This window comes from Capnocytophaga sp. (assembly GCF_030532915.1).
GTDB lineage: Bacteria > Bacteroidota > Bacteroidia > Flavobacteriales > Flavobacteriaceae > Capnocytophaga.
In genome coordinates this window covers 1-12,694 of record NZ_JAUNKD010000045.1, presented here as the reverse complement: position 1 = coordinate 12,694, position 12,694 = coordinate 1, and the positions used below count along the sequence as shown (strand labels likewise).

The window sequence follows — 12,694 nt, the reverse complement described above, 5'->3', positions numbered from 1 at the left end:
TACAGGAGTACATCAAACTGGGGCAACGTATCAAAGGATTTAAGCTGGAATATGAGCACAACGGAACGTGGCAACTTATTGACAGACAGACAACCATCGGATACAAACGCCTCTTGCGCTTCCAACCGGTAACGGCAACCAAAGTCCGTTTTACCGTTGAAGACGCCAAAGACCTGCCCGTGATTGCCTCAATGGGTATTTACAACGCCCCTAGCCTGTTGGTTGCCCCAAAGTTCAAACGCAGCAAGGACGGTGTAATTACACTCACCCCTGCCGATGCTTCGACTCTTATTTTTTACACCCTTGACGGCAGCACCCCTACCCGACAATCGCTTCGGTATGAACAACCCTTCACACCGACGCACCCTGTTACACTTAAAGCCGTAACCTTTGATGCGGTGCAAAACAAATTCAGCGACGTTATTACGCTACCCATTGACGTTGCCAAAAAACAGTGGCGTGTGGTGGGCGTAAGCGGTGGCAACTTTAAAGAAGCCGAAAAAGCCATTGATGACAACCCTGTAACGGCTTTCACCACAACGGCAACCGAGGGGGATAAGTTCATTACCATCAGTTTGGGTGAAGAACACACCCTCACAGGTTTCACCTACCTGCCCTCACAAGACCGCTGGGCATCAGGCACTATCAGCCGGTATGTATTTGAGGTGAGCCTCGACGGCAACCGTTGGACAAAAGTTATTGAGGGCGAGTTTGGCAACATCAAAAACAACCCCATTGAGCAACGCATCGGTTTTCCTGCTCAAAAAGCACGGTTCATTCGGCTGACTTCCAAAGCGGTAACCGATGACTCCAAGCGGGCTTCCTTTGCCGAAATCGGTATCATTACAAAATAAGCACCCTACACCATTATATATAGCACGGCACAGGTCAGCAAAAAGAAAGTAAGTCCCCTCGTGAAATTATTTTACGAAACGGACTTATTTTCTTTTGCTTTTTAGTTGGATGTTTCGTTTTTCTTTTATAACTTTGCCCAAAAGTTTTTACGGACTGCGTGTTGTTTACGGCACAATGCCGGTAGCTTTTTAAAAAACGAACCTTTAAAACAATTGTTTAACAACTTAATTTTTGTCTTATGAGCATCAAGTATAAAGTGATGGAAAAGGGTCAGCCCGGTGTTGCCGGCGGCGGGACTAAGAAATGGTATGCCAATGTGGCAAACGATGGCGAGCTTACCATAACCGATTTGGTAAAGCAGATTGAGAAATTTTCATCGTTCAGTGAAGCGGATATTCGCGGTGTGATTATCGCTTTGGAGAACGTGGTGCAGAACGCACTTTCCAACGGAAAGATTGTACGCTTGGAAAAGTTAGGCACGCTCTACCCTACGCTGAGCAGCAATGGTACGGCAACTGAAAAGGAGTTTACCGCTGCCCAAATCAAATCCGTAGGGGTCAATTACCGACCCGGTGCGCAAATCATCGATGCGATGAAAGCTGCCGGTTTTGAAAAGAAAAAATAGTTTGCACGCCAAGCAAGCGTGCTTACGGCAAAAACCACACGTGCTTTTACCCAAAACCACGTGTGGTTTTCTTTACAACCTAACGTGGTGCAAGCCGCACAGACGTTTTATTGATTAGAAACTACCATTTTTGATACATACAATATAGCTTATAGAATACTGATTACATCGGTGCGCATAACTTAAAACATCGGTTTCAATGAAAAAAAATCTTCTTTTTTTATTGCTCATCACAGCCTTTACAAGCAAGGCACAGCAGGCAGGTAACAGCCTGTCTTTACTGTTTTTAGGAGATATAATGGGGCATAGTCCGCAAATTGACGGGGCATACAATCGCCAAACACAAAGCTATGATTACCTGCCCGTATTCGACAAGGTGAAGCATCATTTTGCTCGGGTTGATTTCACCATCGGCAATCTTGAAGTTACCCTTGCCGGAAAACCTTACAAGGGATATCCCCGATTTTCATCGCCCGATGCCTTGGCAGTTGCCTGTTTGCAAAGCGGTATCGATGCATTGGTAACGGCAAATAACCATTCGTGTGATGGTGGTAAAGTAGGCATCACCCGTACGTTACAGGTATTGGACTCGTTGGGCATTGCCCGTACAGGCACATTTACCGACGAAGCTGACCGTGAGAAAAACAACTTGTTAGTGTTGGAAAAAAACGGAATACGCATCGGTATTTTAAACTACACCTATGGCACAAACGGACTTCCCGTACCCGAACCTACCATCGTAAACCGCATTGATTACCCCACAATGCGTGCCGACATTCAAAAAGCCAAGCAACAGCAACTCGATAAACTCATCGTGATGATTCACTGGGGCGTTGAGTATCAGTTGCAACAAAGTGAAAAACAGGAAACAATAGCCGCGTTTTTATTCGATAACGGCGTTGATGTTATCGTGGGCGGACACCCGCACGTGGTGCAACCGATGGAGTTTCGTCCGGCTACGAGCCTGCATAAAGAGCGATTTGTAGCGTACTCGCTAGGCAATTTCGTCTCCAACCAGCGCAAACCCAACTGTGACGGTGGGGCAATGCTTGAACTTACTTTTTTCAAAGATGCCGAAAGCACACGCCTGAACAGCTACGGATATCATTTGGTTTGGGTGCATAAATACCCCAAAGAAAGCAGTAAACACTTTCATTTTGAGGTGCTTCCGTGTAAGGAATACGAGCAGCAAGGTTTTCCTTCCCTGAGTGAAAAAAGCCGTGATGAAATGCAACTTTTCATCGGCAATGCCCGCAATGTTTTAGAGAGTTACTTTGTTAAGGAATTGGAATAGTGTAGGTTTTTATTCGTTTTAGCGCACATCCAACATAAAAAAACACCTTATCATTCTTACCAGATAAGGTGTTTTTTGCTTAAAAGTCGTAGCCTATTTTAAAACTCAACTCGAAGAAAGGCGTGCCGTATTCCCTGTCATCAAGGTATGCCACGCCGCCACCCAAGCCGGCTTTAAACTCATAATTGAAGTGTTGAGCGAAGTTTCGGCGTATGCCAAAGGTAGGTACCACATAAAACTGCGTTAGGGGTGTTACCTTTTTATTTGAAATAACGAACCAATTCGGCACGTATTTCAGGTTAAATGAAAAGTAATTACTGCCGTTATTGCGGATGTTTTTCCCGCGATGTGCCCTTCCTTTGATGTTGTAATACACCTTAGGTTGGAGGGTAATGATGGGTGTAAGCACCCATTTACCGCCGTCAAACAGCTCAACCGGTGAAACGGCATTGTTATTATTATCGTAAAAAATACCGGCATAGAGGTCGATATCGGCGCGCAAAGCAAGGATGCTTGTGAGCCTAAACTCGTTATAAGCGTTCACACCGAAGAAGCCGGCTTGAATGCCCGTTACGTTCTTTTGAACCGAACCTTCGGCGGGCAACTCTTGAGCTTGCAGCAGCCCTACAAAAAAAGTAAGTAATAAGGTGCGTATAACTTGGTTCATCTGTCAGTAAAATATGGGTTAAACAAAAGAAAAAGCCCGCCATATTAAAGCGAGCCTCTCCTTAGATGAATACTATAAATGTTTGTTGATTAACTCTTTAATAGCCGTGCTTGAAGGACGTGGTGCATCGGCATTGATGATATTTCCTGCTTTGTCAATCAAAATAAAGCGCGGAATGGTTTGAATTTGGTAAGCCGCATCAAAAGCGGTATCGGCTTGCAAATCGGCATAAAGCTGTATTCCTTTGGGCTTATTGTTCTTTTGGTATTCCACCCATTTTTCTTTGTTTTGGTCAATTGAAATACTTACAAAAGCCACATCTTTGCCGTGATATTCTTTTTCAAGTGCCTCAAGTGCAGGCATTTCCTGAATGCAAGGCATACACCAAGTAGCCCACAGGTCGATGTACACAACTTTTCCTTTAAGGCTTTCGAGCGATGTTTTTCCGCCGGCGATGTTTTCAAATTCAAAGCCGGGTGCGGGGCTTCCGGGTTTAATCTTCTCAAAGCCTACCAATTTTGCTTCGGCTTCTTTAATCAAATCTTCTTTTGTTGAAAACTCTTTCAAGGCAGCCACGATTTTTTGGTTCAGTTCGGTTGTGTTTCCAGCAGACAAGCCTTGCGGTAACGTCTCGGCTAATTGCTTTTGAATGTTAGCCGATTTCAGTGAGCGGATATAGTCAATCAGCTCGCTCCAATTGGAGTTATCGGGGGCTAACTTGCTGTAAAAATTATTGACAACCAACTGTTGGTATTCGTTGTAGAGGTCAAAGTCTGCCCCGTTATCAAAGTCGATAGCCGCAATTTCAACGTCAAAATCGGTTGGAAGCTCAATGGGTGTTTCAGATATATTTTGGTGAATACGCGGATAAATAGACTTAAAGTGCAACTCAAAGTACTTGTTGCCTTTCTCTTCAAGTGCTATGAAATCACTCGACAAGCCCTTATAGTTTTTCAAAAAGGTAGCGTATCGATCGTTTACTTTATCCAACTCGGTTTTAAACTCAGCGGGTGTTTTGTGGAACATCGCTTGGAAACCTTGTTGCAACTCATTGGTGAGTTTGAGTTTTTGTTGCAGATAAGCCGAAGCGATGGTGTCGTTACCCGATAGTTTCACACCGGCAGGCATCTGGGCGGGGTCAATCTCGATGTTGAGCACATCACCTTGCTTTAAGTACAAAGGCACGAAGAATCCGCGCTGACTGAACAGGGTGTAATAGCTTGGTTTTGTGAGGGTATCAGAGAAACTCCCGTCTGAACTGATTTTTAAAAGCTCGTTAACGTCGGCACCGACAAGTTGGAATTGTGAGCCGTCATAATTGGCAATCTTTCCGGAAATAATGATGTGTTCCGATTTCTTTTCGCAGGCAACCATACCCAGTGCCGCAAGCGATAGTATGAATAACTTCTTCATAAAGCGTATTGTTAATTAAAATTCGTTGCGAAGATAGTATATTTTCTTTTTCCACCAAAGCAAAGGCGCTAAATCTTTTCAACTATTTTTTCTGCACCCCTCGGCAAGCCCTTTATCAAACCACCCTATGTTTGAGCAAAAAGCTGCCCACGGCACAATCCAAACAACGGCGGGGAAGGCAATAATACCGGTGTTGTTGCAGCAAAACCTGCGTATCGAAAGCCGATTTAACACGGGTTGAAATGCTTTTAAACTGCTCAATAAGCGTATTTTTCTCCGGCGGAAGTTGTTGTAAATCAAGCAAGAGTTGGTCTGACACGTCCTTATGAAGTGATTTAAAGTAGGCGTACTTTACGGGCAAGAGTGTGTTAATCCAGATGAGTTGCACCAATGCCGAGCTGATTTTTTTGCTTGCCTTTGCCGAAGTTTTACCAAAGGTGTAGTGGGTATCCCAAAAGGCGGATGCGGCAATGTCAAAGAGCTTTTTGAGTTGGGTGAGGTTTTGCACTTGCATCATTCGGGCGAAGAGTGCCTTGTGATGTGCGTAGAGTTGTGCCAATTGTGAAAGGCGAATCGTAGGGAACCCCTGCGGTCGAAGCCCCGTGAAATGCACCACCCCCGATGAAGGCACCAGTGCATATTTGGCTTGCATATACTGATATTCAGCCGACAAGGCTTTGTAATGCGTGCTTTCGTGCGGTGTTTCCAGCAGGTTTAACTGCCCGAACAACAGCGCCTCCAACCGCAACGGATTGTGCGCCTCCTTACGAACGACCGAAAAATCAAGCCGTTTGCCCATCTCGGCAAAGGCATCGCCGTTGACCTTACCGCCAACGTTTTTCAAAAGCATCACAAAGAGTACCTGCTCCCAATCGGAATAGGTTTGCGCAAGCAGCTCGTCAATGAGTTGGCTTTTCAGTTGCAAGCGTTCCGAAAATAAACGTTTGTGCCACGACTCTCCGAGCAGTTGCTGTGCCTGGGCAAAGTGTTTTTCACAAGGGATAAAGTTATTTTGAGCGAAAAGCAAGCCTTTGTAACTTTCAAGTAGCGCTGTATCGATTTGGTTTTGAAGCTCCAACGTGGGGATTACCTGTCCGTTGCCGTTAAAAACCTCCACATCGTGTTGCCAAACTATGTGCAGAATCACGTTGTTGTATGCCTTGTCCTGCTCGTGATGATGTGCATACCAATGCGATGATTTCAGGTGCATTTCCACGTTTCCTGCCCACTGCTGATTGCCTATTTGCAGACGAACGTTACAAAAATCAGGTCCTGAAAGTGCATTATGCGTCCCGAAAGATTGAATCAGAAGGCGTTCGCCCGACGTGAGCGTGCTGTTTTGCGGGATTTGTTTGGTCTTCCACAAATAGTGCAGAAAGGCTTCTTTCATAATTCGCAGCGGGTTTGAGGAGTTAGTTGTTGAGGTCTTTTTTGATGATGCCTATCAGCTCGTCATCGGTTTGGTAGGGTACGAACTTTCCGTTTTTGATGTATGAAATCTTGCCCGTTTCTTCGGAAACCACCAAAGCAGCGGCATCGGTTTTCTCGGATATGGAGGTTGCCGCCCGATGGCGCAAGCCGTAACGTTTTGAAAGTCCGTTTTCGCCCGCCACCGGCAGGATTACGCGCGTAGCAACGATGGTGTTACCTTGAATGATAATAGCGCCGTCGTGCAACGGACTGTTCTTAAAGAAGATACTTTCGATAATGGGTTTTGAGAACTCCATACGCACTTTATCGCCCGTTTGCTTGACAAAATCAAGCGGAACGCTGCGTTCCAACACAATCAAGGCCCCTGTGTTAGTGCTTCCCAGCTTTTTACAAACCGAGATAAGGTCGCGCACATTGAGGCTGACGCCCTTCCGGTTTTGTTTAAGCGATTGGAAGGTTTTGTAAAACTTGTTGCGTGCCGTGATATTCGTTGAGCCGATGGTGAGCAAAAACTTGCGTATCTCTTCCTGAAAAACCACAATCAGCGCGAAGACCCCCACCCCGATAAATTGCCCCAAAATACTGCTAAGTAACTGCATTTGCAAGGCTTCGGTAATTTTCCAGATGAGGTAAATAATGACAATCCCCATAAAGATGTTGATTGCCACCGTGCCTCGTATCAGCTTGTAAACGTAGTACAAAAGCAGGGCAACCAGCAGAATATCAACAATATCTATTATTGAAAAATCTAATATCTCAAATAATTTCAGCACAACGGTAACTTTAATTTATGTGTATTTGCTTCAAGAAAATACCTTTTTCCTGAATGGCTTGCAAAAATACGATAAAATCTTGAAAGGAAACTGCTCCGCTTATTGAAACAGTTTCGATGGCAAGCGTGGCGGCAGCCGAAAACATTTTTAGCTCATCGGCACTCAGCCCTTTTTGAACGGATTTACTTCCTTTTGGTGTCAAAGCAAATTGGGTTTTGGTGAATTCAAGTAGTTTTAGTTGCTGCTCGGTCATATCCGCCACCGAAAAGAAATTGCGCGAATCGGGATTTTTATGCAAACTCGGGCTGTTTTTCTTTTCCTGCAAATCAACGAGTTGTTTGCCCACCTCGAAAAGCGACAGGCGCTTATCCACGTTAAACACCCAATGCGTTGAGGTTATCAGGTTGTTTCGGTTGAGTTGTGCCTGCCGTGTTTGTTCATCAAAAAAGATGTAAATGGTTGAATAGTCGGTAATTTCTTTTTGAAGGTTACTGCCTGAAACCTGTGGCAACATCACGGCGCGTTTGTTACAGGCAAGCAAAGGCAACAGCAGCAAAAAAAGTATGATTTTTTTCATAATACAACGATTTTTTCAATTATTTTGACACATTCACGGGCTTGCTTCACATCGTGTACCCGTAAAATATTCGCTCCTTTCATCAAAGCAACGGTATTGACTATTGATGTGGCGTTTAAAGCCTCATCGGCAGTGGTGTTCAATAATTTATAAAGCATCGATTTGCGTGAAACACCCACCAATATCGGCACGCTTAACCTGCGGAAGAAATCCAACTTTTGCAATACTTCATAATTCTGCTCCAACGTTTTGGAAAAACCAAAGCCGGGATCGATAATAAAATCATTAATGCCGTACTGCTGCGCTTTTGCCTTCTGTCGGGAAAAATAATACAGCATCTCTTGAACTATATCTTGATAATCCGTGTGTTGGTGCATCGTTTCGGGCGTACCTTGCAAGTGCATCGCTATGTAAGGAACTTGAAAATCGGCAACTACCTGCCACATTTTTTCGTCGAAATTTCCGGAAGAAATGTCATTGACCATTGACGCCCCTTCGTGCAATGCCTGCCGCGCCACTTCACTTCGGAAGGTATCCACCGACAAACGTAAATCGGGAAAATGACGCATCAGCAGTTTTACGGTCGGGACAATGCGCCGTAACTCTTCCGACTCGGAAACTTCACCGGACTGCGGACGCGTACTGTACCCGCCCACATCTACAAAATCAGCACCTTGCACGAGCATTTCTTCAACACGATGCAAAAGGTCGGCTTGCGTTACGCGACTTCCTTCAAAAAAAGAATCGGGCGTGGCGTTTACAATTCCCATCACCTTGGGTACTTTTAATGACACTAACGTTCCGTTGCAATTGATGTTCATTTTAATTCGGTTTCAGGTTTTTGCATTAACAATCGGCAACACTTACGGCTACTGCCAGTCCGCCCTCTGAGGTTTCTTTATATTTGGAATTCATATCTTTGGCGGTTTCCCACATTGTATTTATGACTTTATCGAGAGGCACTTTTGCATTTTTGGGGTCGGTTTCAATGGCGAGTTCAGCGGCATTGATGGCTTTGATGGCGCCCATTGCATTGCGTTCGATGCAGGGCACTTGCACCAATCCGCCGATGGGGTCGCAGGTAAGCCCCAAATGATGCTCCATTGCAATTTCGGCGGCAATCATTACCTGCTCGGGCGAACCGCCCATCAGCTCACAAAGTCCGGCGGCTGCCATCGCTGATGACACCCCGATTTCGGCTTGACAACCACCCATCGCTGCCGAAATGGTTGCCCCTTTTTTGAACAAACTCCCGATTTCACCCGCCACGAGCAAAAAGCGAATAACATCTTCATCGGTGGCGCTGTGGTTTTCAATCACCAAATAGTATAGAAGCACGGCAGGAATCACGCCGGCACTTCCGTTGGTGGGCGCTGTTACAACCCGCCCCAGCGAGGCATTGACTTCATTGACTGCCAACGAAAAACAATTCACCCATTTGAGAATTTCGCGAAATTTAATTTCGGTTTTTTTAATGGAGGTGAGCCAACTTGCAGGGCTGTCATAGGTTACCACACCGATGAGATTTTTGTGCATATCGTAGGCACGCCGCCTTACATTGAGTCCGCCCGGCAGTACGCCTTCGGTATGACAGCCAATATAGGTGCATTCGAGCATCGTATGCCAAATACGGAGCAACTCGGAACGGATTTCGGCTTCGCTTCGTAAGGTCTTTTCGTTTTCATAAACAATTTCGGAAATTTTTTTGCCTTCTCGGGTGCAATGCGCCAATAATTCGGTTGCTTTTTCAATCGGGAAGGGAAACTTTTTGACTCGTTCGTCCGTGAGGGCAATTTCTTTTTGTTGTTCTTCTTCCTTGACGATAAATCCGCCACCTACCGAATAAAACACGGAGCGATACTCAAAATCATCACCCAAAGCAGTGAAAGCAATGCCGTTGGCGTGAAAGGGCAAAAAATTACGATTAAAGACAATGTCTTGTTCCGGATTGAATTGTATGATGCGTTGGTTTCCTAAATAAATTTCTTGATTTTTGTTGATTGCCGTGATGATAACATCAAGGCTTTCAATGGGTACATACTCGGGGTCAGCACCGCTAAGCCCGAGCATTACAGCTAAATCGGTGGCGTGCCCTTTTCCGGTTAGGGAAAGCGAGCCGTACAAATCCACACACAACTTTTGCGTTGTGTGCAACCGATTTTGCCCAGCGAGTTCCTTAACAAACGCCTCGGCAGCGCGCCACGGACCCAAGGTGTGTGAGCTGGAAGGTCCTACCCCTATTTTAAGCATATCAAAAACGCTGATATATTCCATTGAGTTTTATTTAATTTGTTGATTTTTCCGTTACGTAAATGCAAAAGTAAGCAAAAAAAATTAATATTTTGGGTATAAATCTTTTTCCCCTAAAAACTTATATCTAAAAGTCAGTGTTTTACTTGCTGCCCAAGTGCCTCTCCTTTTTTTTCACGCTTTCTACGTCCTAAAAAAGACGGAAAATTTAAAACCAATATCCTACATTAAAGAACCAAACGGCTTTTTTCAGCTCGGGCGAATAGGTGCATTTGAGTTCAACCGGACCTAAAAAACTGTCGATGCTATACCCGATGCCGTAGCCCGAAAAATCAGGATACGACTTCCAGTTCAAACTCTCGAAAAGGTTATTATCCACTTTGGCTACGTTGGCGTGCAACAAGATATGATGTTTTTTATAATGATTGATGTCCAACGTAAGGTCGGCTTTCAGATAATTTTTTTCACCGAAACTCAAAAAATCATAGCCATAGAAAGGAATATAATTGCTGAAAGCGTTTTTATTATAGCCCCCGAAGAAAAAATCAAGTGAGTACACGTTTGAATTCCCCAAAGTGAAGCCCCCGTCAAAAGTTAATCGGGTAGTCACGCGCGGGAACAGCGGAATGGCAACCCCCAACTCGGCTTTCCCGATTGAAAACTGATTAAAATTTTCGTACGCACTGCCCAACAGGTATAAATTGAAGTGCGAATTAAAGTACACACCCCGAGTCGGGAAAAAAGCATTATTGAACGAATCGTATTTTAAATAAGCATACGTGCTGCCAAAATGTGAATTTTCACGATACGGCATCTGCACATCGTTTTTTGAATAAAAAACATTTTCCGTTTCGATTTTTATCTTGCGGTGTTCCAAGCCCAAACCAAACACAAATCCGTTGCCCAAAAGGGTTTGAAAATACAACTGATTTACCAAATCAAACGCATCAACATTGAGTTTGTTGATTTTTGACACCTCTATGTCGTAGTTGGCTATCAAAGAAGGGTCGATTTTTCGGTAAAACTGATTGAGTTTCGAGCGAAAACCATAACTGATATAAAACCCCTTATCCACGAAGTAATCAAACTGATACCGAAAATTATCACCCACCACCACGTCGAGCGACAAAAAATCATCGGTTTGCAATGCGTAATGCTTGGTGTAGTTGAGTAAAAATCCGGTTTTGAACAAATTATCGTAGTGCAAACCGAATTTCAAAAACGTTCGTTCCGGATTTTCCCGTATCAGAAAATCAATATGCTCACCCTGCTCGGTATGGCGTATTTGATGGTGAATTGAATGGAAATTTCGGGTTGCCATCAGGTTTGAAATGCCGTTTTCAAGCTGCTGAAAGCTAATTTTTTTGTCGAGTTCTTTTAAATGCAATTTCCCCCGCAGGTAACTCCGTGAATAATGCTCGTTACCGTGAAAATGAACATCTTTCAAGTAAAACGAATCCACTTTTTTGACGGGTTGCACAAAGCGCTCACTTTTTCTTTGCTTCAATGCTATTTCTTTGAGTCGCTCAAAATGTTTTCGGGCTTCGGTTTCGCCGTTTTCGATAATAATCCTCCCTTTTTCAAACGAAATCACATTAAAACCTTCAATATCCGGTTTTATGTACACATCGGTTTTTTGTGATTTTTCACACATATCGTTTACCATCGGGAAGGAACTAATCTGCGAAAGCACCCCGAAAACCGATGCCAGCTTATCCCGTTCATTCAGCGCACTTTGCACATCCACCCCGATGATAATATCCACTCCTTTGGCTTTAATCTCATCAACCGGATAGTTATTCACCACGCCGCCGTCGGTAAGCAACTGCCCGTCAATCTCCACCAAATCAAAAAGCGACGGAAACGACCCGCTTGCCATTATTGCTTTGGGCAAAAAACCACTCTCCAACAGCACTTCCTTGCCCGTTTCAATGTTCGTTGCCACGCACAAAAACGGAATGGAGAGTTTTGAAAAATCATACGTATCACTCACCGGATAAAGCAACCTTACAAACTCATTATAAAGGTTCTGCCCTTTTGAAACGGCGCGCGGAAAGCCCAACTTAAAGTTATTAAACGGAAGCGCCACCGCATATCGGTCGTACAAATACCGTTCGTGCAATGAGCGGGCGCGTCGTGAAATTTCATCTTGCAGTATTTTTTGAAAATCAAGTTGTTGAAAGATGGAATCAAGCTCCTTTGCCGAGTAGCCCGCCGCGTACATCGCCCCGACGATGGCTCCCATACTGGTACCGCCAACATAATCAACCCGCACGCCGGCTTCTTCCAACACTTTAAGCACCCCGATGTGTGCCAATCCCTTTGCCCCGCCACCGCTAAGCACCAACCCCACTTTAAGGTCGGTCTGTTGCGTATCGTGCTGTGCCAATGCCCAACCGAAACTCATCAAGGCAAATATGCTAACTATAATTCTCATTCGTAAAAGGTTTGCACAAAGATATAAAAAGAAAAAATCAAAACCAATTTTTAAGCAATACTTTCACAATTTTAAGATTTTTTCCTGACGGAAAACCATTTTATAAATGCCCAAAACCAAATAGACACCACAGCCCTTGGCAAAGCTTGAAACTTTACAAAAAACTTACACAAAAAATTTTGGCAAAGTTTAAAACTTTGCCAAAGGTAATACAACACGAAGCAATTCAGCAGTGAAATGTGCATCGCAGACTCTGCGAAAGCCAAATCAGTGATGAAATATGCATCGCAGATTCTGCGAAAGCCAATTCAGCGGTGAAATGTTAAAAATAAAATGTTACACGAGTCTAATCAGCGGTGAAATGTTAATAAT

General features: G+C 44.2%; 11 protein-coding genes. 3 read left to right on the top strand and 8 right to left on the bottom strand.

The annotated features are described in order from the left end of the window. The 3 genes from Q4D72_RS10825 to Q4D72_RS10815 form a co-directional block, all read left to right on the top strand. The coding region (locus Q4D72_RS10825) for a discoidin domain-containing protein (protein ID WP_303077880.1) at nucleotides 1–854 on the top strand (854 nt) is incomplete at its 5' end. A gap of 239 nt (nucleotides 855–1,093) precedes the next feature. Beyond that, nucleotides 1,094–1,480: an HU family DNA-binding protein gene (locus Q4D72_RS10820; RefSeq protein ID WP_303077878.1), complete on the top strand. Its 387-nt coding sequence runs from the start codon at nucleotides 1,094–1,096 to the stop codon at nucleotides 1,478–1,480. Between the two features lie 199 nt (nucleotides 1,481–1,679). Further along, nucleotides 1,680–2,774: a CapA family protein gene (locus Q4D72_RS10815; protein WP_303077877.1), complete on the top strand. Its 1,095-nt coding sequence runs from the start codon at nucleotides 1,680–1,682 to the stop codon at nucleotides 2,772–2,774. Between the two features lie 79 nt (nucleotides 2,775–2,853). Here Q4D72_RS10815 and Q4D72_RS10810 read toward each other — a convergent pair whose 3' ends face one another. From Q4D72_RS10810 to Q4D72_RS10775, 8 genes are all read right to left on the bottom strand, one after another. Further along, a complete protein-coding gene (locus Q4D72_RS10810) occupies nucleotides 2,854–3,441 on the bottom strand; it encodes a hypothetical protein (RefSeq protein ID WP_303077876.1) in 588 nt (195 codons plus the stop codon). A 72-nt stretch (nucleotides 3,442–3,513) separates the two neighbouring features. Beyond that, nucleotides 3,514–4,854: a TlpA disulfide reductase family protein gene (locus Q4D72_RS10805; RefSeq protein ID WP_303077875.1), complete on the bottom strand. Its 1,341-nt coding sequence runs from the start codon at nucleotides 4,852–4,854 to the stop codon at nucleotides 3,514–3,516. A gap of 115 nt (nucleotides 4,855–4,969) precedes the next feature. Beyond that, nucleotides 4,970–6,244 (bottom strand): DUF2851 family protein, encoded by a 1,275-nt coding sequence (locus Q4D72_RS10800; RefSeq protein ID WP_303077874.1) that lies wholly within the window; start codon nucleotides 6,242–6,244, stop codon nucleotides 4,970–4,972. A gap of 22 nt (nucleotides 6,245–6,266) precedes the next feature. Next, nucleotides 6,267–7,055 carry a diadenylate cyclase gene (locus Q4D72_RS10795; RefSeq protein WP_303077885.1) on the bottom strand — a complete coding sequence of 263 codons (789 nt, stop codon included), beginning with the start codon at nucleotides 7,053–7,055 and terminating at the stop codon, nucleotides 6,267–6,269. A gap of 13 nt (nucleotides 7,056–7,068) precedes the next feature. Beyond that, on the bottom strand, nucleotides 7,069–7,635 hold the full coding sequence (locus Q4D72_RS10790; RefSeq protein WP_303077873.1) for a hypothetical protein: 567 nt from the start codon (nucleotides 7,633–7,635) through the stop codon (nucleotides 7,069–7,071). Continuing rightward, nucleotides 7,632–8,456, bottom strand: coding sequence for a dihydropteroate synthase (gene folP, locus Q4D72_RS10785; RefSeq protein ID WP_303077872.1), 825 nt, complete (start codon nucleotides 8,454–8,456; stop codon nucleotides 7,632–7,634). Before folP ends, Q4D72_RS10790 begins: the two co-directional genes overlap by 4 nt. A 25-nt stretch (nucleotides 8,457–8,481) precedes the next feature. Beyond that, the gene (locus tag Q4D72_RS10780) at nucleotides 8,482–9,909 is read right to left on the bottom strand and encodes an L-serine ammonia-lyase (protein WP_303077871.1); all 1,428 of its coding nucleotides are present in this window, start codon (nucleotides 9,907–9,909) and stop codon (nucleotides 8,482–8,484) included. Between the two features lie 184 nt (nucleotides 9,910–10,093). Then, nucleotides 10,094–12,322, bottom strand: a complete 2,229-nt coding sequence (locus Q4D72_RS10775) for a patatin-like phospholipase family protein (RefSeq protein WP_303077870.1) — start codon at nucleotides 12,320–12,322, stop codon at nucleotides 10,094–10,096. Nucleotides 12,323–12,694 lie beyond the last annotated feature (372 nt).